23 protein-coding genes, 1 tRNA gene and 1 pseudogene are annotated in these 22,425 nt (G+C 62.7%); 6 read left to right on the top strand and 19 right to left on the bottom strand.

Annotated features, from left to right (window positions below; all coding sequences use genetic code 11):
• Positions 1–72: 72 nt before the first annotated feature.
• Positions 73–720, bottom strand: coding sequence for a GntR family transcriptional regulator (locus tag BMW90_RS22890; RefSeq protein ID WP_048533000.1), 648 nt, complete (start codon positions 718–720; stop codon positions 73–75).
• 41 nt (positions 721–761) lie between these two features.
• Positions 762–1,451: a M48 family metallopeptidase gene (locus BMW90_RS22885; protein WP_074839649.1), complete on the bottom strand. Its 690-nt coding sequence runs from the start codon at positions 1,449–1,451 to the stop codon at positions 762–764.
• A 116-nt stretch (positions 1,452–1,567) separates the two neighbouring features.
• Between BMW90_RS22885 and BMW90_RS22880 the strand changes: the two genes are divergently transcribed.
• Both BMW90_RS22880 and BMW90_RS22875 read left to right on the top strand, forming a co-directional pair.
• Entirely contained in the window at positions 1,568–1,891 is a 324-nt protein-coding gene (locus tag BMW90_RS22880; protein WP_074839647.1) for a TIGR02300 family protein, read from the top strand.
• A gap of 98 nt (positions 1,892–1,989) precedes the next feature.
• Positions 1,990–2,065 (top strand) — tRNA-Ala (locus BMW90_RS22875).
• Positions 2,066–2,493: 428 nt separating this feature from the next.
• Here the strand turns inward: BMW90_RS22875 and BMW90_RS22870 are convergent.
• From BMW90_RS22870 to BMW90_RS22845, 7 genes and pseudogenes are all read right to left on the bottom strand, one after another.
• On the bottom strand, positions 2,494–3,132 hold the full coding sequence (locus BMW90_RS22870; protein WP_074839644.1) for an NYN domain-containing protein: 639 nt from the start codon (positions 3,130–3,132) through the stop codon (positions 2,494–2,496).
• Between the two features lie 121 nt (positions 3,133–3,253).
• Positions 3,254–3,379: pseudogene (locus tag BMW90_RS26500) on the bottom strand (IS1595 family transposase); the annotation flags it as partial.
• A gap of 57 nt (positions 3,380–3,436) precedes the next feature.
• The gene (locus BMW90_RS26495; protein ID WP_074839641.1) at positions 3,437–3,889 is read right to left on the bottom strand and encodes a hypothetical protein; all 453 of its coding nucleotides are present in this window, start codon (positions 3,887–3,889) and stop codon (positions 3,437–3,439) included.
• A 94-nt stretch (positions 3,890–3,983) separates the two neighbouring features.
• Positions 3,984–4,481: a hypothetical protein gene (locus tag BMW90_RS22860; protein WP_139211530.1), complete on the bottom strand. Its 498-nt coding sequence runs from the start codon at positions 4,479–4,481 to the stop codon at positions 3,984–3,986.
• A 154-nt stretch (positions 4,482–4,635) separates the two neighbouring features.
• A complete protein-coding gene (locus tag BMW90_RS22855) occupies positions 4,636–4,878 on the bottom strand; it encodes a hypothetical protein (protein ID WP_074839636.1) in 243 nt (80 codons plus the stop codon).
• Positions 4,875–5,273: a hypothetical protein gene (locus BMW90_RS22850; protein WP_074839633.1), complete on the bottom strand. Its 399-nt coding sequence runs from the start codon at positions 5,271–5,273 to the stop codon at positions 4,875–4,877. Before BMW90_RS22850 ends, BMW90_RS22855 begins: the two co-directional genes overlap by 4 nt.
• Before the next feature lie 31 nt (positions 5,274–5,304).
• Positions 5,305–5,874, bottom strand: a complete 570-nt coding sequence (locus BMW90_RS22845) for a hypothetical protein (RefSeq protein WP_139211529.1) — start codon at positions 5,872–5,874, stop codon at positions 5,305–5,307.
• 103 nt (positions 5,875–5,977) lie between these two features.
• On the opposite strand from BMW90_RS22845, the gene BMW90_RS22840 reads away from it, so the two are divergent.
• A complete protein-coding gene (locus BMW90_RS22840) occupies positions 5,978–6,220 on the top strand; it encodes a helix-turn-helix domain-containing protein (RefSeq protein WP_244526594.1) in 243 nt (80 codons plus the stop codon).
• A gap of 17 nt (positions 6,221–6,237) precedes the next feature.
• Here the strand turns inward: BMW90_RS22840 and BMW90_RS22835 are convergent, their stop codons facing one another.
• Positions 6,238–6,621: a hypothetical protein gene (locus tag BMW90_RS22835; RefSeq protein ID WP_139211528.1), complete on the bottom strand. Its 384-nt coding sequence runs from the start codon at positions 6,619–6,621 to the stop codon at positions 6,238–6,240.
• On the opposite strand from BMW90_RS22835, the gene BMW90_RS22830 reads away from it, so the two are divergent.
• On the top strand, positions 6,620–7,615 hold the full coding sequence (locus BMW90_RS22830; protein ID WP_074839623.1) for a hypothetical protein: 996 nt from the start codon (positions 6,620–6,622) through the stop codon (positions 7,613–7,615). The two genes, BMW90_RS22835 and BMW90_RS22830, sit on opposite strands and share 2 nt — an antisense overlap.
• A gap of 118 nt (positions 7,616–7,733) precedes the next feature.
• Here the strand turns inward: BMW90_RS22830 and BMW90_RS22825 are convergent, their stop codons facing one another.
• From BMW90_RS22825 to BMW90_RS22795, 9 genes are all read right to left on the bottom strand, one after another.
• Positions 7,734–9,815: a hypothetical protein gene (locus BMW90_RS22825; protein WP_083416172.1), complete on the bottom strand. Its 2,082-nt coding sequence runs from the start codon at positions 9,813–9,815 to the stop codon at positions 7,734–7,736.
• A 217-nt stretch (positions 9,816–10,032) separates the two neighbouring features.
• On the bottom strand, positions 10,033–10,359 hold the full coding sequence (locus tag BMW90_RS22820; RefSeq protein ID WP_074839620.1) for a hypothetical protein: 327 nt from the start codon (positions 10,357–10,359) through the stop codon (positions 10,033–10,035).
• Positions 10,356–10,775 carry a DUF5681 domain-containing protein gene (locus BMW90_RS22815; protein WP_074839619.1) on the bottom strand — a complete coding sequence of 140 codons (420 nt, stop codon included), beginning with the start codon at positions 10,773–10,775 and terminating at the stop codon, positions 10,356–10,358. The genes BMW90_RS22820 and BMW90_RS22815 overlap by 4 nt, the downstream gene beginning before the upstream one ends.
• A gap of 536 nt (positions 10,776–11,311) precedes the next feature.
• Positions 11,312–12,592 (bottom strand): DUF3631 domain-containing protein, encoded by a 1,281-nt coding sequence (locus tag BMW90_RS22810; protein WP_074839616.1) that lies wholly within the window; start codon positions 12,590–12,592, stop codon positions 11,312–11,314.
• On the bottom strand, positions 12,592–12,891 hold the full coding sequence (locus tag BMW90_RS26820) for a hypothetical protein (protein WP_074839613.1): 300 nt from the start codon (positions 12,889–12,891) through the stop codon (positions 12,592–12,594). The genes BMW90_RS22810 and BMW90_RS26820 overlap by 1 nt, the downstream gene beginning before the upstream one ends.
• A complete protein-coding gene (locus tag BMW90_RS26815; RefSeq protein WP_170850610.1) occupies positions 12,884–13,039 on the bottom strand; it encodes a hypothetical protein in 156 nt (51 codons plus the stop codon). The genes BMW90_RS26820 and BMW90_RS26815 overlap by 8 nt, the downstream gene beginning before the upstream one ends.
• A gap of 108 nt (positions 13,040–13,147) precedes the next feature.
• The gene (locus BMW90_RS22800) at positions 13,148–13,342 is read right to left on the bottom strand and encodes a helix-turn-helix transcriptional regulator (protein ID WP_074839610.1); all 195 of its coding nucleotides are present in this window, start codon (positions 13,340–13,342) and stop codon (positions 13,148–13,150) included.
• A 127-nt stretch (positions 13,343–13,469) separates the two neighbouring features.
• The gene (locus BMW90_RS26490) at positions 13,470–14,246 is read right to left on the bottom strand and encodes a hypothetical protein (RefSeq protein ID WP_139211527.1); all 777 of its coding nucleotides are present in this window, start codon (positions 14,244–14,246) and stop codon (positions 13,470–13,472) included.
• Positions 14,243–15,436, bottom strand: a complete 1,194-nt coding sequence (locus BMW90_RS22795; RefSeq protein ID WP_275937335.1) for a tyrosine-type recombinase/integrase — start codon at positions 15,434–15,436, stop codon at positions 14,243–14,245. Before BMW90_RS22795 ends, BMW90_RS26490 begins: the two co-directional genes overlap by 4 nt.
• Before the next feature lie 397 nt (positions 15,437–15,833).
• Here BMW90_RS22795 and BMW90_RS22790 point away from each other — a divergent pair, with 397 nt between their 5' ends.
• Positions 15,834–17,645, top strand: a complete 1,812-nt coding sequence (locus BMW90_RS22790) for an autotransporter assembly complex protein TamA (protein ID WP_074839604.1) — start codon at positions 15,834–15,836, stop codon at positions 17,643–17,645.
• Positions 17,645–22,408 carry a translocation/assembly module TamB domain-containing protein gene (locus tag BMW90_RS22785; RefSeq protein ID WP_074839602.1) on the top strand — a complete coding sequence of 1,588 codons (4,764 nt, stop codon included), beginning with the start codon at positions 17,645–17,647 and terminating at the stop codon, positions 22,406–22,408. Before BMW90_RS22790 ends, BMW90_RS22785 begins: the two co-directional genes overlap by 1 nt.
• Positions 22,409–22,425: the final 17 nt, after the last annotated feature.

Genomic DNA, 22,425 nt, shown 5'->3' with positions numbered 1-22,425 from the left:
GGCTCTGCCCCCGTCGCCAGGGGCGACCCCCCCGAGGGTATTTTCGGCAAGAGGAAGCAGGGGGTGCCGGGCTCAGTTGGCCAGCATCCTCAGCCCCTGGGTGACGTCGGAACGCACCGCGAGGCGCAGGCCGGGTTCGTCACCGGCCTTGAGCGCGGCGATGATCAGCCGGTGGAAATGCGGCGCCTCGGTGCGCCGCAGCCGGCCGTAGAGCGCCCGCATCGTCGGCCCCAGTTGCAGCCAGACGGTTTCCGCCATCGCCAGCATCGCCGGCGCCTGGGCGCGCAGGTAGAGGGTGCGGTGGAACTCGAGGTTGGCGCGGATGTAACCCACCGCATCGCGGTTCGAGATCACATCGGCAATTGTCAGGTTGATACTGTGCAGCCGCTCGATCAGCGCGATATGCGCCCGCGGCAGCGCCCGGCTGGCCAGCTCCACCTCGATCAGCGAGCGCAGCGCCGCCAGCTCCTCGATGCGGTCGTTCGACAGCTCGGGCGTGGCCACCCGGCCCGACGACGACAGCGACAGCGCGCCTTCGGCCACCAGCCGTCGCACCGCCTCGCGGGCCGGGGTCATCGAGACGCCGTATTCGGCGCCGATACCGCGCAGGGTGAGCGCCGCGCCGGGGGCAATCTCGCCATACATGATCTGCGAGCGCAGCCCGCGATAGACCTTGTCATGGGTCGACACCGCGCTGTCGGGCTTGGGGTTGATCAACATGGCGCAACTGTGATCACAAATCTCGCCGTCCGCAACAGGCTTTACGTGAACCGGATGCGGTGAAGCGCCGCGCCTTCCCGGTGCAGCCACCGGCGTTGCGCCTGATAGGGCCCGTAAAGCTGCGTCACCAGCGCCCAGAAAGCGGCGGAATGGTTCATTTCCTGCAAATGCGCCACCTCATGTGCGGCGACATATTCCAGCACCTCGGGCGGGGCGAGGATCAGCCGCCAGGAATACATCAGCCCGCCATCCGCCGTGCAGCTGCCCCAACGCGAGCGGGTGTCGCGCAGGGTGAGCCGCGCATAGCCGCGCCCGAGACGGGCGGAATATCGGTCCGAGGCTTCGGCCAGCCGGCTGCGGGCATGGGTCTTGAGAAACCCCAGCAGCCGCGCCGCGACCCGCTCTTCCGGCCCTGGCACCAGCACCCGGTCGCCGTCGAGCCGCACCCGCCGCCCCTGCCCGGCCTCCACCCGCCGCGCCAGACCCTCGATCGGCAATCGGACGCCGAGGCCCACCGATACCGCGTCCTCCTGATTTGCCAGATGTCCGCGCAGCCAGGCTTCCTTGTCGCGGGCAAAGTCCAGCGCCGCGCGTTCCGACACGCCGCGCGGGCGGGTCAATGTCACGGTGCCGTCGAGCGACGAGATCCTGAGGGTGATCCGGCGCGCCCGCGCCGATGTGCGCATCTGTAGCGGCACCGGGGGGTTGCCGGGAAGCGAATGTTGGCCCATATGGGGTCCTTGAACTGCCGATCCGGTGCCTTTTGCCAAAGGCTTTGACACGGGCACTGGTCTTATGGCAGGGGACCGCAATTGCCCGCAAGACTGAAAGTGTAAGAGGGACCCAGATGCCCAAGGAAGAATGGGGAACGAAACGCCTTTGCCCGACCACCGGCAAGCGATTCTATGACCTGAACGCCAACCCGATCGTCAGCCCCTATACGGGCGAAGTGCTGGAATTCGACCAGTCCAAGAACCGCATGATCGAAGCCGACGCGGAAGATGCCGCTTCGGCCAAGAAAGCCAAGACCAATGACGAGGTCGTGCTGGACGACGAGGATGCGGAAGTCGATGTCGACCTCGGCGACGACATTCTCGAGGACGAGGATGACGATGACAACGTGCCGCTCGAAGAGATCGCGGACGTCGCATCGGAAGACGACGACTCCTGATCGAAAAAAGTGGCCCAGGGGGGAAGATTTTCGCTTGAACCTCCCTGCGCCTTTGCCTAATACGCCCGTCACGAGGACGGACGATGCGTCATCGGCAAGGGGCCTTAGCTCAGTTGGGAGAGCGCTACAATGGCATTGTAGAGGTCAGGGGTTCGACTCCCCTAGGCTCCACCAAATCCCGGACTTATATTTGAATGTTTGCAAGGGCTTAGCCGGTCGGCTAACCCTGTGTCCCGCCACTTGTCCCGCCGCAAGGCCTTCGGAGGGACTGCGATTCAAGGATTTCGGGAATCACTGCATTCCGCGCCCATGCCTGCAAGTGCCCTGCCACTCCGAAGCCCTCACCGACTATGAACAACGGTGCCGTTCGCGAGTATGTTAGTTTTTGTCGGTTTCTAAGTATCAACTCCCAAAAGCCGTGCTGTCAGCGCTCAGAGATGAGCCTGAGTGCCGCACAGCAGCTTTACGACCGATTCAGCCGTTGTGCCGGATATGCCTCGTGGGACGCCGTCAGAGCGTGTCAGGACGTATTTGAAGCGGATGGAGGAACGTGGGGTGGTGATGCGTGTGGGGCGGGTGTGGAGCGCGTTAAAGAAAAGAGGCTACGGTCGGTAGTCGTCTGGCCTGCGAAATAGAACGCGCCCACTGCCATCGTTTGCAGTTTCAGGCAGCAGGTTCCGTTCCATATGCTCTTCTAGGATCTGCCCTCGCTTGTCCGCCGCCGCCCACAACTCTTTGCTGTGGCGTCGAAACGGGGGCGCGATCACCTTGATTTGCTTGTCATCGAAGGTGTTTCGCAGGAGCCTAACCGGGCCTAATAGATCAGAGTCGTTGGTCACCAAGAATGCTTGATCGAAACGATCAAGATGGGCATCGTTAATCAGATGCATTGCTATGTTGACGTCGGACTCTTTTTCTTCCCGCGCTTTGTAGTTGGTCCGGCAGTTCTTGCAGAAACATGTCTTAGGTTTGAACTGCCCCTCAATGATCGTCACGCCTGCACATTCGAGTGCGCGAGTATAGTTCTTGTGACGTTCCGTCTTCTCCTTGTTCCACGTCGGGTATGCCGTGAAGAACTTCACCGCGTCTATTGAGTGTACCGCGGGATCGGTGAATTCCTGCAATAAAGAAAATAGATTTAGCCACTTGAGGTGGGACCGCGCGCCCCGCACCGCTCTGTTCGCGTCATCAATGGCATGATAAACATTGAAGCCATCGACATATCCAAAAATCCGCGCCATGCGAGACCCCTAAAAATGCAAATGCCGTGAGCATTTTCACGCCCACGGCTGGCGACAGATCAAGTCTGCCGGGATGCAGTAAGAGTTATATGAGTCAGCCGGTGGCCGCTGTCAAGCGTCACTAAGCCGCACGCTGCCAATAGCCCTTCCAAGTCCGGCTGACCTGCGCGGCCATTGCGTTCGACACCATGATATGCGCCAGCGTGCCGTTGTCGGTGTGGCGGTTATCTGCCAGCCATGCGGCCTGACTGGTGCACCGGTACAGACTTCGCCTCACCGACACCCCAAGCAGTAATGAGCTACGCTAGTTGCAGGTTGTCGGCGGCCCCTCAGCGACGATTTCCTGCCAGTTTGCGCCCAGAGTTGTTCTGGCGTCGATGGCCTGCCGTCCCTGCGGATCGCCCGCCTTGTACATGTAGACAATGACCGCAGCGTCGGTCGATCCGCCGATTATCGGGGTTGCGTAGGTGTTGGCGTTGAACGTGCCGTAGCCATAGGTGCCGGTGGTATTGTAGGTGTGCCCGACGACGCGAACATTGTTTTGCGCCTGGCTGTTGGAAATGATGTACTTGTCATACCCCAAGCGCAGCGTCTCTACGGCTGCCATCTTGTTGACCAGCTTGATAGCGCCTGTGCGTCCGCAGGCAGGGGCTGCACTGGCGTCGATCCGAACAACATTGCTCGCCAACTGTGTCGTGGTGGTTTCGGCGCAAGCTGCGAGTAAAGCGAATACCGCAATGAATGAGAATCGTTTCATCTAACCCTCGATTAAAAAATGCTTCGATCACATCACGCTAGACGTGTGGCGACGCAATGCAATGCCTCTCGTGAAAAGTTCGGCGATGGCGCGGTTACAACGACCTCGCCACCACCAGCGGCGGGTTCGCCGGAAACGACCGGATGTCAAACCACTTGAACGCGGTCCCGTCCGTGTTGCGCTTGTCGCCGCAACGGATGGGATGCCCGTTGGTGACCTGCCGAATCAGTGCCGCGCGGAAGGCGCGCAAGTCGAGTATCCACCAGCTATCGAAGCATGAGCCCCTGCTGGACGCGTGCCCGTAGAACATCCAGTCTCCCTTGCCGTTCACGATTTTGGATAGCTCTGTTTCACCGCCATATGCCGCCTCAGAGCGGATGGTGAACTCATGCGGGTATCGGCTCGCATACCCTGGCCTGCGGACGCGAGCGGCAATGCGCATATCGCGGGCGTCCAGCATCAACAAATCCGTGGCGTGCTTCATGTCGAGATTGTCGGGCGCGGTCGCCAGCAGGTGCGCCCCGACGATGCTTTTGATCTGAGGAAGGTAGCAATCCGACCAGGTCCGGTTGATGCCGTACTGAAATGTCATCTGGGAATGCATGTGGCATGAAACAAAAGGGCAGCCCGCGCGAAAACGGGCTGTCCGTGACGTAGCTGGTTTTCAGATTTGATGCTCACCTCCCCTCCGGTTTCGCCGGCCGGATATACTCCGGCTGCCTCTTGTGTGGCGCTGAGCCAGATCATCACGCTGCGTCTGCCCTCCGCCCTCTGTCCGGCCGTGCATGTTCTGCTCGCACGCGGCTCGCCATGGCATTTGCAATCCCGACCATCGCATTGCGAAGGCGGTCAATCTCCGAGCCGGGCTCGGCTTGCAGGTTGATGAGTTCCCACACAACGCATTGTTGCGCGTCGATCAGGTTTTCGAGGTCAGAAACGGTCGCGTCCAGTTCGTCGCGTTCCCGTCGAAAGTAAGCCGACTTTTTCATGCGTCCGCCTCCATCAGCCCTTGCAGTGCCGCCAAGATGTTCTCAACTAGGATCCTCTGGTCCTCGCAGGCCCAGTAGTCCTCAGCATCATGGACCAGCCACTCAGCTTGGGCTGCGATGCCCTCAATTGTCGTTGCGCGCGTTCTGCAAAATTGCCGCTGCATTTCGTGCCAGAGCTCGAACAGAAATTCTTCTCTTGGCGTGTCTTCCTCCGCCAGTTCCCAGACGCGTTGTGTTTCGTAATACTCTGCCAGCCATTGCGGATGCTTATCCTGCGCGCCAGGTGCAGCAACCGCTGCTGCTGCCGGGGCGATTGCTACCGCAGGCACAGCAGCCAGAAGGTTTCGGCGCGACAACCCGTAGGCTTTCGCGGTGGCGGGATTCGGCTTGGTCATTGTCAGGTTCTCCCTTGGTCAGTCCCGGGCCTCAGTTGGCCCGGAATTCATGTGTGCTGCCGTCAACGACAACGCGCGTGACAGTAGCGAGATTCACGGAACGCGGAGCCTGCGCCTCAGCGTCCCAGACGGGCAACAGGTTCGGGTGGCGAGCTTTGCGTGTCTTGGTGGCACGCTGGCCCGCACGGGTGGCTTTGTCGCCCTTGGCAATCAGCCTGCCCGGCTCGGTCCGCATGATGCGCCGCGTCCCGTCTGCCTTGATGAACGTGACGGTGCAGGGGGCGGCTTCGATCAGCCCCCGCTTTTCGGCATAGTCGCCTTCGGACTTTTCGTGAGCGACGGCGGTGCGCAGAAACCCAATGCGGTCCCGCTCGGCTGCCGTGGTGAATTCCTTCGCTTCGAGCGCGGCAAGCTCTTGATCATTGCCGCTCAATTCATCCGTCAGGCGCAGGCCCTGCATCCGGGCCTTCATGTCACCCCAAGCGTATTTCAAAGCGCGGGACAGGGTGCCCGCCGTGGGGGCGCAACGCCAGATGCGGACGTAGTGCCAAGCGCGGCTCATGATCCAGGAACGGCTAAATTCGGTGGCTTGGACAGTCATGACGTTTCCTTACCTTGTTCGCATTTTGCTTACAGGGTATAAATAAGAACCATGCAGGCCACTGTCAATACACAGTAAGCAAAAATACTAACGAGGTAATCACGTGACGCCCGAGCAACTTCGAATGGCGAGAAATGCCCTCCGACTTGGAACACGGGAATTAGCGGAAATCGCCGGAGTTTCCTTCACGACAATCAACCGCTTCGAGACCGAAAAGGGGGGGTTGCAACACTCCAGCGCCGAAGCGATCCGCAAAGCCCTCGAAGACAAGGGCATCCAGTTCCTTGACAGCGGGCAGGTTGCCGCCGGGCCGGGCGTGGCGCTGAACAAGGCGGAGCAAGACTGACCAGAGCTAGGAAGCGGTCAGCGTGCAAACTGCCGCATTTCGCTCACATCTAGCTGGCGCTCAGGGGCCACGCGGCGCAACTCGTCCAGCACCGTGCCCTTGTCCATGTCGGTGCCCCGAATGGCGTCACGGGCTTCCTCGGTGACGCCGGAGGCGCGGGCGACTGCCTTTTGAACATGCCGAGCGGATACACCGGTCGCGTCGGATGTTTCCCCCGCAAACCCTTTCGGTCTACCGGGCTTTTCGCGAACAGTGTTCGCGTTATTCCTGGCCGCCCAAAGCTCCTTACGCTTCGCGAGGTGTTCGGCCATCTGCGTCGGGGTCAATTCCGACCGCATCAGAAAATGGACAGAACGTTGAGCGCGATGTAGCCTTCCAGATGTGATCGGAGGAATTGTCATGAGAATTGCGTCCTTTTTCGCCGTGGTGCTGCTATCGGCTCAAGCTGCCGCTGAGGAAATACCTAGATCATCGTTTGGACATGGGAACTGGTCCGGTGCAGCATACACCAACGACCTCACAGGGAAATTTTCGCACTGCGCGATTTCTGCGGCCTATAATCATGGAAGTACCTTACATTTTTCGATCAACTTTGACGCATCCGTGACCGTCGGCGTCTCCGGAAATCTGGGGCTGACTGCCGGCCAAACTTTCCCTGTCGCCCTCTATGTCGACCGCCGACGCCCATTCTACGGAAATGCTAGCGCGATAGATTCAAGCTTCGCGATCCTTAACATTAGGGACTTTGACGCCGCCATGGACGCTTTTAAGAAGGGTCATTATCTCAATATCGAAGCCCTCGGCACAGTTACCCCGTACAGCCTCAAAGGTACGTATCGTGCACTGGAAGCCGCGCGCCGATGTGCGCTCCGAAACTTTGATTATGCCGCAGCGCCCAAAGCAACCGCAACAAGCGACAAAACAGTCTTGTTTCAACTGGCTACGATGGTGATATCCGAGTTAGGCGCAAACGATTTCCGGTTCCTATCAGAGTCTGAGCTATCCGAACGCGGATGGAGCAACGCGGTGGCCTGGGAAGCAGACGAAAGTGGCGTCGCGGGCTTTTCATTGATTGTGAGCGATGTCACTATAGATGACCTGCGTGAAAGTGACCCGGACGACACCCAGTTTATCGCTCAGGGCTGCAATGGAGACTACGCCACTAGTTCACGCGGCATCTCGCTCGACGATAACCATCAGGCGAGAGAACTTCGGATGGTCTGTAATGCGCCCGCCGGACAATCGGAAACCTATCTCACAAAATTCTTCTCAGGGCCTGACGTGATCTACACGCTACTCGTTTTTGACGAAAACTACAGCGGAAGCCCCGGCGCCGGACGCAGTCAAAAGAATGAAGATATTGCCCGAAAGGTAATTTACTCGCTAAATAATTAACGGCGCTAAGTGGAATTAGTTTGCCCTGATTAAGCTAGCGCTGCTCAAAGAACACTAGACTTGATCGTTTTGAAGAAGGGCCCGACGGCCGCGTGGTTGTAGCAGCTCCCGGTTCCGCTTATTCTTGCGCGTTGACCCGCAGCCCAGCACTGCGCGCAATGGCTGAAATGAGACGCTGACGCTGCTCAGCGCCCATTTCCTGCCTGATCGCGATGTTCAGGGCTTCTTTCGGATTGTCCGACATCAGCGCTTGGGCAATCAGCGTTCGTGTCTTGTTGTTCATGCCAACCGTGGCGTCCATGACCGGGCGCAGGATCGACGCCGCCGCATCCCCGAAGCTCAGGTTGCCGGCGCTGCGCATAACTGACGGCAAGCCCGCCGCCGCCTGCCCGACTTCATCGATGTCGGCTTGGTTTTGCGCCGTCCGGCTGCCCTGAATCGCCTTGTTCTGCGTGTTCCACATCGCGCCTTCGCGATGCATCCGGTTGGTGAAGGTGTCAGGGTTGACCGCCATTGCCCGTGCCTCTGCCGCCCCCTTGGTGCTTCGGAACGGCTTTGAGCGGTCAGCCGTGGGCGACGGGTTGGCTTCTATCTTGGCAAGCGCCCGATCCGCATAGCCCACGCGGGCCTGTGCCTGCTGTTCGGGCGTCATGGACCGGAAGCGTGCAACGGTGTCGTCAGCCCGCGCACCAGGCCGGCTCATCTCGGCCCCCTGTGAAATCGCGTCAATCTCCCGGCTCGCCTTGGCGAACCCGTCATTTGCTGCCCGGTAGGCGTCCGATCCGGTCTCAAGCGCCTTGTCGAGCGCGTCATGCACCTTCTTGAGTTCACGGTATTCGTTGTTGCGGCCAGCACGCAGCGCCTCGCCCATCATGTCACCCACGTCCTGCTTGACGCCAAGCACCCGGTCAAAGTCGCTCAGCGTGCGGCGCGTCTCACCCTGCCCGAGAGACGATGCATTCGCCTCAAGGCGGTTGAGAACGCGCGATAGCCTGCCGTCGATCCCGTCTCCTGCAACCCCGCTGTTCGCCATGCCTCCGATACGCGCATTGATCACGTCGATAGCGCCACGCACATCCACCGGGCCGGCAGCATCACGGGCCGCGTCGTAGGCCGCATTCGCCGTGTCGCTGCGCATCTTGATCAAGGCCGCTTCCCGCTTGGCCGCAGTATCGCCGCCGGTGTCAAAGCCCTCTTCGATGAACCTTGCCACCCGGCTGCCCTGATCCATCTGCCGCCGCTCCAGAAACTCGGTGATCCTCGATGCTTCACCATCCGCAGAGCGCGCAATGCCAGAAGCTCGGCGCGCGCCAGCGTCCCCCATGGCGTCCATGGCCCGGAATTCCGGCTGGCCCTCAAGGGCGGCTTGCGCCACCTCCTGCGCGACCTCATCGGCGGATTTACCGCTGCGATTGATCGTCTTGGCAATGGCTGCGTTCGCGCGCACGTGGTCGGGAACATCGGCAATGCTCGAAAGCAGACCGCGACCGAGCCCATAAACGTGCCGGGCCGAAGATATCGCCTTGGGAGCAACCGCCCCCAAGAGCCCGCCCATCGCCGCGTCGTCCATCGCCTTTTCGCCCCGATCCTCAGCGCCCTCGCCGCGACCAGAGCCGTACAGGGCGCCTTCCGCCGCCCCGAGACCCACGCCGCGCGCCAGCAGCCCGAGGCCCGTTTTCGCCGCTGTCAGCGGCGCTGTGGCCATGGCTGAGGTGATCGCCCCCGCAATTTCCGCGCCGCCCGAGGTCCAAGGATAGGCCTCACTGTCTTTTTCCAGAGCCGCGCGGGCGAATTCCCGGTTGAACCGGCGATCATCCTCACTGCCGCCCGCCAGTCCGAGAGCCTCATCACCCCACTGGAACGTTGCCCCTTGAAACGCGCCCCCGGCGGCTGCGCGTCTGCGGCTCGGCTCGATGCGGTTTTTCAGAAGCTCGCGCGAAGTCATAGCCCCGGTGACAGGATCCATGAAATAGCCTTCCGGCGGCTCCGGCGGGCCCTGGGTCTTGGCCGCCTGCTTTTCTGCCAGCTTCTTGCGCGCAAGGGCAACAAGCGCGGCTTTGCGCAATTCCTCATCGAGAGGTTGGCGTTGCCGTTTCTTTTCCGCCGCAAGCTCCAAAAACCGCCGCGCAGCACGGACGTCGCCGGCACGGTCTGCACGTCGCGCGGCCCCCATCAATTCCTCGTAACTCGCGTTGCTCACTTCGCCGCCCCCTTGCTGATTTGATCAACTCTTTCGAAAAACTGCGTATGACTTTCGCCTTCCCGCCTTGTGAATGTTTCTCCTGGCGTGTGCACGCAAATGACGTCCTCCCGCCAAACACCGCTCGCGCCCGGACACAAGATGGTTCGGATGATCTGAAAGCTCCGAGGTGCGACAACTGTTTTTTCGAGATTTTCGACGCGTGAGCCCAACCGCTTCATTTGCCACCCTCACCCAGATCATCCGCGTCAGGGCCGGCTGCCGGGCGACCATTCGTAATCCGATTGCCGCGCCGCGCGACTTCTTTCAAGATGGCGCTTAGCTCGCTGCCGCTGCCGGCGAAGATCACGTCAAGCTGCTCAGATTCCGGCGATTGCTGGATACTCAACTCGCAACCCTCCCAAACGAAATCTTGCGGCAACAAGCTTTTGGCTTCGCTCCTGCAACGATCCTCGCTCCATGCACTTGGCGCGCGTACCCACACGAAATTTCCGTCAGAGCGTTTGGCTTCCAGCTTTTTTACCCTTTTATCGATGATGCTCATTTAGTTGCCTCCAGTGCCGCAATACGGCGCTCAATTTCGGTGAGTTCGAGAGTGCGACGGAACTGTTCAACCACCGCCATGACCGAAGCGGCTTCCATGGGGGTTATCTCGCCGCAAGAAACCGCCTGAAGAATTGCCCGCGCAGCGCTTGCCGCGTCGTCCATCGTCTCGATGGTAGGCAGGGAAAACGAAATGGCCGCGTCCTTTTGTGGCGGCGCAATCCGCTCCAAGCACAACCGCAGTGCCGTTGTGTCGCCGGTTATAGCCAAGTCGATAGCCTTCCGGGTCAACGCCTCGGCTTCACCTTGAAGAAGATCCTGAACGGCCTTCGTAGCCTTGTGGCGAGCACCTTGAGGTTTCCCGGGATTGCCGCGAGCGAAAGTCCCATCCGAATTTCGTCCGTTTTTTCGGGTCATCGCCAAATTCTCCGCCAATGTTTGCCTTGAGCGAAAACCTTCGGAAGTGCGTGCACCCCGCCTCTGAGGGCGGGTGCAACGCACGGGGTATAAGGGGTATATGTTGCACCCCCGTTGGCGGGGCGTTGGCGGGGGGTTGTACCGGGGGTTGCGCCTTGTGTTGCACCTGCGTTGCACCCACAACATCTAGTCATTGCACTGACCTTTCCGTGCTATGTGCTTCCTGGCTTTCTGACCGCTTCCGTGTTCTCCGACGATGATGTCACCACGCCCAAACAAGGTTTCCATGGCGCTGGCTAGGGCGCGTTTCGTGCAACCTTCGGCTTCCGGTGACGCTTGCGTGACGCATCCCGTGACACTTGCCGTGCACCCCATTGCCACCCCGCTTCCAAGCGTCACAAGCGTCACAAGCGTCACACCTATTGATTTCATTGACTTTTCCGTGACGCTTGGTGACGGGTGTGACACATGGGACGTTGCCGCGTGACGGATGTGACGCTTGTGACGCTTTTTTCGGGGCAGACGGGCAAGGTACGTCATGACGTGTACCTCCCCACTGCGCCGCGCAGATCACCGACAGCGTAGAAGCGGTATGCTCTGTCCTGTTGCGGTCTCACGCCATAAGGCTTGAGCAACGATGCAATCATGCGCGTGGTGATCGGCTCGCCACCCTTCCAGACGGCCCACGGTCCATCGTCTATCGCCACCAGTTCGGCCACGAGATCATTACTTTTGATCCGGTCGCCCTTCCACCGGTCCAGGATGTCGGCAATGTCAGTCAGCAGCATGACGCCCTTGGACTTCGGTTCGTCACCGGCCCGCGCTGCGGCCATGCCCACCAGCGCCGCGCGGATGCTTTGAGGCCAGTCACCGCCCGCCGCGTCCGCAATGGCACACAGGCACCGTGCATTGTCTTGCGCCCGGTCATTCAGGCTTTCGGGCATGTCAGGGTCGGCATTGGCCAGCGCGATTTCATTATCTGCCACCCACCGCGCCAGCATTCGGCGAACCGGAAGCAATTCGGCAACCCGGCTGGCCCGCATTCTTTCGACGGTTTCACTGCCCTCCTTGCGCTTGAGTTGAACGACAAGCGCCCGGTCTTCCAGCGTGTCCGGCAAGTTGCCGATCATGGCCACGGCCTTCGGAGCCCAGACGTTGAACCGTTTCGGTTCATGGTCGTCGCCCTCACAGCGCCACACAAACGCCAATTGCCGGTTGTGCCCGCCGTTGATCATGCCGCGCATTTCAATGCGTTCCTCAAGGAAGGTATCGGCCTCATCGATCAACAGCGTCGGCTTGTGCTTCTCGATCAGGCGGAACAGAACCGCCGCCGTGATATTCGCCGCAATTTCTGCTTTCGGTGACAAGGCGTGAACAACAGCCATGGCCGTCGATTTGCCGCACCGTTTTTCCGGCGATGTGAAAGCCAGAACCGGACTGATATCCGCCGCGTCATGTGCCCAGGCGTGAACGATCCAGGCCGCTATCAGCGGTGCCGCGTGATCGGGCAGGACGCAGAACCGCTCAATCGTCGTGACCAGCGTGTGCAACAAGTCAGAGCCATTGACCGGCTGTTCCCAAGGCTCGACCTCCTCAAAGTCGGAGTTTCCATCCGTCCTCCGGTCCTCATAGGGACGCAGCTTTTCAACCTCAGCGTCCAGCGTTGTCAGTCGGATCTTGTGTTCCTTGGCGAAAGCCTCGCGCGCTTGGTCGTATTCGACCGGCGACAGCTTGGCCATGACAGCGATAGCCTTTTGAACGTCCACCGGTTTCTCGGGGCAACCGGCATCCAGGTAAGCGTCAAAACCTCCGTCCATCACGCCGCCTCCGATTGCTCGAAGCCCAAGGCCGCGTCGGCGGTCATGCAGGCGGTTTCGTGATCCAGCGAGCGTAAGGCCATGAACGCCAGCGCCGCACGTTCCTCGGGCGCAAGACGGACCTTCGCCCACTGTGAAAATCCGACCCATCCGCCGGACGTGCCCAGCGTGAGGCAGTAGCCCATCATGCGGGCCGCAGCCTTGTGCTGCGGCTTCGCCCACCTGCTCATTGCCGAGCGGCCCCGCCTCTGCGGAGAAGGCTGGCCCTGATGGGCCAGCTTGAGTTTCTCGTTACCCATGGCAGCTCTCCCCGAAGACCAGCCGGGCCAGCACAAGCGCGGTGCTGTAGGGCAGGCCGGTCCTGTACTGGATGCGCCGGACTTGGATTTCCTCTTTCGGGGCGATGCTCGGGGAGAATTGGGTTTCGGTCTTCTGCTTCTTTGCCATGTTGGCACCTCTTGGTTGCGAGGCGTCAGCGGCGGTGCTAAGATGCGGTCACGTCCCGCCAAGAACGTAATTTCGCAAGCCCCGTGCGCCTTCGGCCTCGGGGTTTGCTTATGCGGCTTCGCGGGCCGCTTCGGCTTTTTGAATGACTTGCTCAATCCAGCTTTGGCGCCAACGGCTCATGCCGCCAATCTTGATCGGCTTCGGAATTGTGCCGTCTGCGACGCGGCGCCAGAAAGTTGACACTGACCCGCCAATCATTTTGGCGCCATCCTTGTCACAAATCAGGGGGTCGGTATTTGCCATTTGTCAGCCCTATGCTTGGGCGGTCTCTGACAGGGCTTACAAGTGAAAGACTTTGCCAAAGAACGCGCCCGGTTGCGGTGTGCTGACAATCTATGGGGTGCTTTGGCTTTCCTCACGTATAGGAAAGTCAGAAAATTTGGCCTCTGCTATCCCTGTCCCGCAACCGGCGCCACGCATTCACCGTTGCATCGGTCTGCCAATTCTCGCCGATTGCCAAAGTCATATCTCCGACAAACCGGTGAAACGCTGAACCTTCACTTGGCTTTACTGGTGGCACACCTACGTGATCCGCCCAAATCCTTCGGCATCTTGAAACGAGCATGACTTTTTTCCAAGTATCGCTAGCTTGCTCCTTAGGGGCAAATTCTTCAAGTTGCGCAATGGCCTGCCGCGCCACGGATATTGCATCAACGCCAATTTTCTGGCCTTTGCCGCGATAGGCCAAGTCTGGATCTGTACCGTGCACGCAGCCGAATATCCAACCCGTCAGCCAGTCCAATGGCCTAGAAACACTTACCGGTTCGAGAGTTCGGTTACCGTTATCTTCAGGTAACTCCGCGAAAGCGACCAGTTTCTCGAAACACGTTCGGGAATCATTGAGCGCATCTAGGTTTTGGGAGAAGGCGTAATTGAGAGAACGTCTTACATCCGGATGAAGGCGCGCATTTGCAGAAATCAGCTTGCCTAGCGCATCTTCGAAATCTTTGAGCAATTGGTCTTGCTGAGTATGATCGGCAACCTTGGCCTTACCCACTTGGCCAAACCGGCTTGTAAATTCGTCACCGTCAAGTTCGCCGATAATCCAATCTCTACAGAGCAACGCACGATCCCAATCTGACAACTGCCATGTTGGAACGTGTTCTTCTATGACTGCCACAATTTCTTGGTGATGGTCCGACTTCACCTAGCCAACCTCACGATTTTTCCGGCTTGTCCAATGCAATAGCGGCCCCACGCGTCCATTAACGTTTTGCGGCGCTCGAAAAGGTCACTGCGCGCATAGGCGCGCTCAACACGGTCGCCCACGGCGTGTGACAAGGCAGCCTCGGCAACTTCGCGGTCCGCATGAACGCTTTCGGATGCCCAATCGCGAAACGCGCTGCGCATACCGTGGACGGTCACATACTCGTATCCCGCCTTCTGCATGAGGGATTTGAAGGCCGCGTCCGACAGCGCCCGCGCCGTCCCGCCGGTGCTCTTTGAGGGCGAGGGGAACACGATTGCAGGATCTAGACCCCGCACCGATGTAAGCACCTCAAGCGCGGCGGCGGAGAGCGGCACCCGGTGCAGCTCACCCCGCTTCATGCGCTCCCCCGGGACGGTCCAAGTGGCGTCCTCGAACTCACCCCAAATCGCACCCCGAACTTCGCCGCTACGGCTGGCGGTCAGCACGACGAACCTAAGTGCCAGTGCCGAGACACTCGACCGGCTTTTGAGCGCCTCCATGAACTCCGGGATTTCCTGCCAAGGCAAGGCGGGCATGTTGCGTGGCTTGTGACGAACCAGAGGAAGGGCCTTCTTCAGGCCGTTCACAGGGTTCTCTCCTGTGTAATGGCCCGCGCCCTTGGCCCAATCGAAGACACTGCTGATCCGTTGGCGGAGCCGCTTGGCCGTTTCATGCTTTGCTGTCCAAATAGGCGCAAGCACAGCGTGGACATCCGCAGTGGTAACGTCCTGAATCTGCGTGCGGCCAAATTCGGGAAACGCGTAGTTTTCCAGCGTGCCGATCCATGTCTGCGCGTGCTTTGCGTTGCGCCATGTGGGCAGCAATGACTGATAGACGCGCCGGGCCGCTTGCTCGAACGTCAGCGTCTCTTTGTTCTTTTCCGCGCCCGGATCGCCGCCAGTCCGTGCAATCTTGCGAAGTTCCCTTGCCGTGTCCCTGGCCTCGGCCAAGGAAACGTGGCTGACTGACCCCAAGCCGCCCTCCCAGCGGAGCGGGTTTCCACCGGCAGTAATTCGCCCCTTGATGCGCGTTCGCAATATCCAGGACTTGGCCCCGGTTGGCCCCACGCGGAGGTACAACCCCTCCCCGTCGCCGTACATTCCCGGCTCCCTGATAGTTTCGACTTTTCTAACTGTTAGCTTCGGCATGGTCTGTCCCGCCATTTGTCCCGCCACTTATCATAGGACCGATTGCGACAACCTGCAATTACATGAACCATATGGATGGCAAAAATCTCGAAGATACGCAATATTTTGGGGTTCAATGCGATGACGTGCGACAAGGGCTTAGTAGACCTAGGCTCCACCAAATCCCGCCAGCATCGGCGTGCAGAAAAGACCGGGGCCCGGCCCGGTCTTTTGCGTTTCCGGCCACTGTTCCGGCCGACCTGTCGAAGCTCAGGCCAGGAGGTGGTTGCGGCGCGCGCCGGGCCGATGCCCGCCGCGCCACTGGGCAGCAAAACCTGATCCGACCCTTGCCTTTGGCCATGGAGACTTATCCTCCTCTGTCATAAGCTGCGGTAAAACCGCAGAGCAGGGAGTGAGCATGTTCAAATTCGGCCGGTTTTTGGCAGTGGGGGCGGCCCTGGCCAGCCTGACCCTCGAAGCGCGGGCGCTCGAACGGGTGCAACTTCGGCTCGTCGGCCTCGAGTCGGAAGCGGATACCGCCGCGCTGGGTGAGAGCCTGCAATCTGCTTCGGTACTGAATACGCTGGAGAAATCCCCGGACACCGTGCCGCGCGACGTGGTTGCGGCGGCGCGGGCCGATTACACCCGGCTGGTCGAAACGCTTTATGCCCAGGGCTATTACTCGGCCGTCGTCCGCATTGGAATCGACGGACGCGAAGCGGCGCTGATCGACCCGTTCCAGGAACCGGCGACGATTGACGAGGTGATCGTCTTTGTCGATCCCGGCCCCCGCTTCCGGCTGGGTCAGGCGCAGATCGCGCCCCTGGGTGGCGACAATCCGCCGGTCGAGGAATTTCGCAGCGGCGCACCGGCGCTGGCCACCGTTGTGCGCAATGCCGCACAGACCGCCGTGGGCGATTGGCGTGAGCGCGGTTTTCCCAAGGCCGAGATCGTCGATCAATCAATCGCCGCGCGCCATCCGACGGCCCGGCTTGACGTGGATGTGCGTATCGCGCCGGGCCGCCGGGCCCGTTTCGGCGACACCACCGTCACCGGCCAGACCACGGTGCGCGAGCCCCGGGTGCGCCAGATCGCCGGGCTGCCCAAGGGCGAGCGCTATGCCACCAGCGAGGTCGAGCGCGCCGCCGGGCGGCTGCGCAAGACCGGCACCTTCCGCTCGGTGCAGATCGATCAGGCCGAGGCGGTCGAGCCGGATGGCACGATCGACATGGAAATCACCGTCATCGATCGCAAGCCGCGCCGCATCGGCGGCGGCGTCGAGGTATCGACCTTTAGCGGGCTCAACCTCACCGGCTATTGGCTGCACCGCAATTTCCTCGGCGGGGCCGAGCGGTTTCGCGTCGAGGGCGAGATCAGCCAGATCGGACTTCAGGCAGAGGGAATCGATTACGCGCTGTCGTTCCGGTTTGAACGGCCGGCGGTCTACGGCCCCGACACGCTGTTTTTTGCCGAGGCCGGTCTCGCATATGAGGACGAGCCCGATTACCTCGAGCGCCGGGCCGAGCTGACGGTCGGTGTCTCGCGGCAGTTCAACGAATTTCTCACCGGTGAGCTGGGTCTCGGCCTCAGCTATTCCGAAGTGACCGACCGGTTTGCCACACCGGAGACCACGCGCACGCTGCAAATCGTGTCGTTGCCCACGGCGCTGACCTATGACAAGCGCGACGATCCACTCGACGCCACCAGCGGCTTTTTCCTGCGCGGCGCCGCCACACCGTTTTATGAAACCGTCGATGGAGCTCCGGGCGCGCATCTCACCTTTGATGGCCGGGCCTATCGCGCCTATGGCCAAGAGGAACGCTTTGTCACCGCCACCCGGCTGCAACTGGGGGCGCTGGTCGGCCCCGAGGCCGAGGATGCGCCGCCGGGCATGCTGTTTTATTCCGGTGGCGGCGGCACCGTGCGGGGCCAGCCTTATCAATCGCTCGAGGCCGATTACGACGGGGTTTCGCTGGGCGGCCGCTCCTTTGCCGCCGCCTCGGGCGAGCTGCGCTATGGCGTGACCGACACCATCGGCGTGGTGGCTTTTGCCGACGCCGGTTACGTCGGCGCCGAGCTGTTCGAAGACGGCGAATGGCACGCCGGCGCGGGGCTCGGCCTGCGGTACAAGACGCCGGTCGGGCCGATCCGGCTTGACGTCGCGGGCCCGGTGGCCGGCGACACCGGCGATGGCGTACAAATTTATATTGGGATTGGTCAGGCCTTCTGATGCGGATTTTCCTGCTTTGTCTTTTGTTTCTCGCCCCTGCCGCCGCCGTCGCCCAGACCAGTGAAAGCGACCGTGGCTTCATCCAGGGCATTCTCGAAGACGCGCTTTCGGCGCCCGGGCGCGAGGTCCGCCTGGAGGGGTTTGCCGGTGCGCTGAGCTCGCGCGCGACGATCGACGAGATCACCGTCACCGATCCCGATGGCGTCTGGTTCACCGCCCGGGGCGTCGGCCTGTCGTGGAATCGCAGCGCCCTGCTGCGCGGCCGGGTCGAGATCGAGGAGATCTCGGTCGAGGAGATCGCCCTGCCCCGCCTGCCCTTGCCCAGCGAAGGCGAGATGCCTGCTCCCGAGGCCAGTGGCGGCGGCGCCTTTTCGCTGCCCGAACTGCCGGTTTCGGTCCAGATCGACGAAATGCGGATCGACCGGGCCATCCTCGGCGAGCCGCTGTTCGGCGAGGCCGCCGAAATGGCGTTCACCGGCAGTGCGCAGCTGGCCGGCGGCGCCGGCGAAACCCGGCTCGAGGTGCGGCGCCTTGACCGCGAGGGCTCTTTCACCGTCGATGCCGCTTTTGACAACGCCAGCCGCGAACTTGCGCTCGATCTCGATCTGAGCGAGCCGGAAAACGGCATTGCCGCGAATTTGCTCGAGCTTCCCGACCGGCCGTCGGTGGCGCTGAGCGTCGAAGGCAACGACCCGATCAGCAATTTCACCGCCGACATCCTGCTGGCCACCGCCGGCGAAGAGCGGCTGTCCGGCCAGGTCCGGCTGGGCAGCAGCGAGGATGGCGCCGCCTCCTTTGCCGCCGATCTGTCCGGCGACATCGCGCCGGTCTTTGCGCCGCAGTTCCGCGAGTTCCTGGGGAGAGACGTGGCGCTCGTGGCCAGCGGCCAGCGGCGTGCCAGCGGAGCGATGAGCCTCGATGCCCTGCGCGTCCAGGCCGCCGCCATGACGATCGAGGGTGAGGCCCGCATCGCCGCCGACGGCTGGCCGGAAAGCTTCAACCTCGACGCCGAGATCACCCCGCCGCAGGGCGACACGGTGATCCTGCCGCTGCCGGGGGATCTGACTTCTGTCGCCGGCGCCTCGCTGACCGCGACCTTCGACGCCTCGGCCGGCGATGTCTGGTCGCTCAACGGCGCGGCGCGCGGCTATCAGCAGGCCAGCCTGAGCATCGAGCGGGTCGCCTTTGACGGCACCGGCACCATCAAGCGCGACGATCAGAGCGTGACCGGCGGCGTGTCGGTCAACGCCGAGGGCATCGCCCCCGCCGACGCCGCCCTGGCCCGCGCGATCGGGGCGCAGGTGCGCGGCGCGCTCAACTTCGGATGGGCCAACGGCGCGCCGCTGCGGCTGCGCGACATCGCCCTGACCGGGGCCGACTATGGCCTCACCGGCTCGACCGTGATCAGCGGCCTGCAAGCCGAGGCGCCGCTGACCATTGCGCCGGATGTGACGCTGGCGGCAGAAAACCTCGGTCGGTTCGCCGATCTCGCGGGCGTCGCGCTGACCGGGGCCGCCGAACTGGCGATCACCGGGCGGATCGAGCCGCTGACCGGCGTGATCGACCTGGTGCTCGACGGCGCGACCGACGATCTCGGCGCCGGCATCGCCCAGCTCGATCCGTTGCTGGAAGGCGAGGGCGTCCTGCGTCTCGGGGTGTTGCGCAACGAAGACGGGCTGCGCGCCGATCCGCTGACCATCCGCACCGATCACGCCAGCATCACCGGCATGGCCAACCTGCGCACCGGCACCTCGTCGGCCGAGCTCACCGCCCGCGTGCCCGATCTGTCGCGCGCTGTCGAAGGCTTTGAGGGCGCGGCGGAAATCACGGCGCAACTGGCACAGGATGGCGACGTCTGGAGCATTACGGCCGATGCCCTGCTGCCGGGTGAGACGACCGCCAGCTATCGCGGCTCGGTCACTGGCGATGGCCAGTCCTCGCTGGTGGTCGCCGGTGAGGCCGCGGCGGTGGTGCAACGACTGTCGGCCTACACGCCGCTGGCCGGGCGCACGCTTTCCGGGGCAGCCAATCTGACGCTCGAAGGCCAGGCCGACGTGCTGGCGCAGAGCTTTGACCTGACCGTCGAAGGCGCCCTGCGCGATCCGCGTTTCGGCGTGCCCCAGGCCGAGGCCCTGCTGCCCGGGCTGACCCGGATCGATCTTTCGGCCGAGGGCGCCGTCGGCGGCACGATCACCATCCGCGAGGCGGTCATCGACGGCCAGGAGATCGACGCCCGGGTGACCGGAGGCTTCGGGCCCGAGACCGGCGACGTCGCCTTCGATCTCACGATTGCCGATCTGGGCCTGGCCCTGCCCGACCTCTCGGGCCCGGCCGAACTGACCGGCACGGCGCAACGCCGCGACGCAGTCTGGCAGATCGACACCGAGGCCAGCCTGCCCGGCGGCACCGGCGCCAGCTATTCCGGTACGATCTCCGGCGATGGCGAAACCTCGCTGCTGATCACCGGCCGCGCCGAGGCGCGGGTCGCCGAGCTTGGGGCCTTTTCCGGGCTCGCCGGGCGCGATCTCGGGGGCGCGGCTTCGGTCACGCTCGAGGGCCGCGGCGATATCGTGCGGCAGAGCTTCGACCTGACAGCCAGCGGCAACCTGCAAAGCCCGCGCTTTGGCGTGCCGGTGGCCGAAGGGCTGCTGCGCGGCACAACGGCGTTCGATCTTTCGGCGGCCGGGGAGATCGGCGACGAGATCACCATTCGCCGTGCCGTGATCGTCGGCGATCAGCTTCAGGCCAATGTCAGCGGCGCCTTCGGCCCGAGGACCGGCGATCTGACCTATCGCATCGCGGTGGCCGATCTCGGTGTCGCCCTGCCCGATCTGCCCGGTCCGGCCAGCGTGACCGGCACGGCGCAACGCGACGACGCGGTCTGGCAGGTTGCGGCCGAGGCCAATCTGCCGGGTGACACCGGCGCACGCTTTGACGGCACGATCACCGGCGACGGCCAGACCGAACTGCGCGCCGACGGCCGTCTCGAGGCCCGCATCGCAAGGCTCGACGCCTTTTCGCCGCTCGCCGGCCGCGCCTTGGGGGGCGCGATCTCGGTGACGGCGCAAGGTTCGGTTGATGCCCTGGCCGGCAGTTTCGACATCGCGGCCGATGGCACCGTCACCAGCCCGGTCTTTGGCGTGCCGACGGTGGAGCCGCTGCTGCGCGGCACGTCGCGTTTCGACGTCAACGTCGCCCGCGGTGCCAGCGGCGCGCTGACCTTCCGCAACCTGGTGTTCGACGGTCAGGCCCTCGACCTCCGTCTCGACGGCGGTTTCGGCGGCGGCAGCAGCAGCCTGAGCTATCGCGTCGCGGTGGCCGACCTGGGCATTCTGGTACCCGATCTGCCGGGCCCTGCAACGCTCTCGGGCACCGCCGATCAACAGGGCGACCGCTGGCGCATCGACGCCTCGGGCACCGGCCCGGGCGGCATCCAGCTGGCGGCGCGCGGCAGCGTGGCCCAGGATTTCTCGCGCCTCGATGTCTCGACCGAGGGCCGGGTGCCTTTGGCGCTGGCCAATCGGCGGCTTCAGGGACAGGCGCTGAGCGGCTTTGTCAGCTTCAATCTCGCGGTCAACGGCCCGCCGGCGCTGAGCTCGGTCTCGGGCCGGCTGAGCCTGGCCAACGCGCGACTGGCGCTGCCGGCCCAGAATATCGCGGTGACCGGCATCACCGGGCAGGCCGATCTGGCCGGTGCCCAGGCGCGGCTGGCGCTGACCGGCAATATCTCGAGCGGCGGCCAGCTGCGGATTTCCGGGCCGATCGCGCTCGAGGCGCCTTATACCGCCGATCTCGTAGCAGAGCTGGCCAATGTCACCCTGCGCGATGCCGCGCTCTACGAGGCCCAGCTTGGCGGCCGCGTCACCCTGAGCGGGCCGCTGGCAGGCGGCGCGCGGATTGGCGGCGCGATCGACATCGCCACCGCCGAGCTGCGCATCCCCGACATCGGGCCCTCCTATTCGGCGCTTGACGGGCTGCGCCACATCAACCCGCCCGCCGATGTCCGCCAGACCCTGCGGTTCGCCGGGCTCGAACCGGTGGACGAGACGGCAAATGCCATCGGCCCGGATTATCCGCTCGATCTGCTGGTGCGGGCCCCCAACCGCATCTTTGTGCGCGGCCGGGGCCTCGACGCCGAACTCGGCGGCAGCCTGCGGCTCACCGGATCGACCAATGATATCGTCCCGATCGGCAGCTTCTCGTTGATCCGTGGCCGGCTCGACCTGCTGGGCAACCGGCTGACGCTGACCCAGGGCGATGTGCAGATACGCGGCAGCTTTGACCCTGTGGTCGCCTTCGCGGCGACAACCCAGGTCGGCGAGGTCGATGTCACGCTGCGGCTCGACGGGCTGGCTTCGGCGCCCGACCTGACGGTGACCGCAGACCCGGATTTGCCCGAGGAAGAGGCGCTGTCGCTCCTGCTCTTCGGCCAGGACGTGACCTCGATTTCGGCCTTCCAGGCAGTTCAGCTTGCCTCGGCGATCCGCACGCTCTCGGGGCAAGGCGGCCTCGGCCTCACCGGCACGCTGCGCGAGGGCCTGGGGGTCGACGATCTGGATATCGCCACCGATGCCGAAGGCAACACCGAAGCCAGCGTCGGAACCTATATCTCGGAGCGGGTCTATACCGATGTCACGGTGTCGAGCGACGGCACCAGCGAAATCAACCTGAACCTCGACCTGACCGATGACGTCACCGTGCGCGGACGGCTGGGCAACGATGGCGACACCGGACTCGGCATCTTTTACGAGCGCGATTACTGACGTCGCCTTGGCCGGCG

The organism is Marinovum algicola (assembly GCF_900109145.1).
GTDB lineage: Bacteria > Pseudomonadota > Alphaproteobacteria > Rhodobacterales > Rhodobacteraceae > Marinovum > Marinovum algicola.
This window is presented reverse-complemented; position numbering and strand designations above follow the sequence as displayed.

Excerpts from the sequence above, each read along its gene's own strand:
- BMW90_RS22890 (WP_048533000.1), bottom strand. The coding sequence starts at position 720 with ATGTTGATCAACCCCAAGCCCGACAGCGCGGTGTCGACCCATGACAAG.
- BMW90_RS22885 (WP_074839649.1), bottom strand. The coding sequence starts at position 1,451 with ATGGGCCAACATTCGCTTCCCGGCAACCCCCCGGTGCCGCTACAGATG.
- BMW90_RS22880 (WP_074839647.1), top strand. The coding sequence starts at position 1,568 with ATGCCCAAGGAAGAATGGGGAACGAAACGCCTTTGCCCGACCACCGGC.
- BMW90_RS22870 (WP_074839644.1), bottom strand. The coding sequence starts at position 3,132 with ATGGCGCGGATTTTTGGATATGTCGATGGCTTCAATGTTTATCATGCC.
- BMW90_RS26495 (WP_074839641.1), bottom strand. The coding sequence starts at position 3,889 with ATGAAACGATTCTCATTCATTGCGGTATTCGCTTTACTCGCAGCTTGC.
- BMW90_RS22860 (WP_139211530.1), bottom strand. The coding sequence starts at position 4,481 with ATGACATTTCAGTACGGCATCAACCGGACCTGGTCGGATTGCTACCTT.
- BMW90_RS22855 (WP_074839636.1), bottom strand. The coding sequence starts at position 4,878 with ATGAAAAAGTCGGCTTACTTTCGACGGGAACGCGACGAACTGGACGCG.
- BMW90_RS22850 (WP_074839633.1), bottom strand. The coding sequence starts at position 5,273 with ATGACCAAGCCGAATCCCGCCACCGCGAAAGCCTACGGGTTGTCGCGC.
- BMW90_RS22845 (WP_139211529.1), bottom strand. The coding sequence starts at position 5,874 with ATGACTGTCCAAGCCACCGAATTTAGCCGTTCCTGGATCATGAGCCGC.
- BMW90_RS22830 (WP_074839623.1), top strand. The coding sequence starts at position 6,620 with ATGAGAATTGCGTCCTTTTTCGCCGTGGTGCTGCTATCGGCTCAAGCT.
- BMW90_RS22835 (WP_139211528.1), bottom strand. The coding sequence starts at position 6,621 with ATGACAATTCCTCCGATCACATCTGGAAGGCTACATCGCGCTCAACGT.
- BMW90_RS22820 (WP_074839620.1), bottom strand. The coding sequence starts at position 10,359 with ATGAGCATCATCGATAAAAGGGTAAAAAAGCTGGAAGCCAAACGCTCT.
- BMW90_RS22815 (WP_074839619.1), bottom strand. The coding sequence starts at position 10,775 with ATGACCCGAAAAAACGGACGAAATTCGGATGGGACTTTCGCTCGCGGC.
- BMW90_RS22810 (WP_074839616.1), bottom strand. The coding sequence starts at position 12,592 with ATGGACGGAGGTTTTGACGCTTACCTGGATGCCGGTTGCCCCGAGAAA.
- BMW90_RS26820 (WP_074839613.1), bottom strand. The coding sequence starts at position 12,891 with ATGGGTAACGAGAAACTCAAGCTGGCCCATCAGGGCCAGCCTTCTCCG.
- BMW90_RS26815 (WP_170850610.1), bottom strand. The coding sequence starts at position 13,039 with ATGGCAAAGAAGCAGAAGACCGAAACCCAATTCTCCCCGAGCATCGCC.
- BMW90_RS22800 (WP_074839610.1), bottom strand. The coding sequence starts at position 13,342 with ATGGCAAATACCGACCCCCTGATTTGTGACAAGGATGGCGCCAAAATG.
- BMW90_RS22795 (WP_275937335.1), bottom strand. The coding sequence starts at position 15,436 with ATGCCGAAGCTAACAGTTAGAAAAGTCGAAACTATCAGGGAGCCGGGA.
- BMW90_RS22790 (WP_074839604.1), top strand. The coding sequence starts at position 15,834 with ATGTTCAAATTCGGCCGGTTTTTGGCAGTGGGGGCGGCCCTGGCCAGC.
- BMW90_RS22785 (WP_074839602.1), top strand. The coding sequence starts at position 17,645 with ATGCGGATTTTCCTGCTTTGTCTTTTGTTTCTCGCCCCTGCCGCCGCC.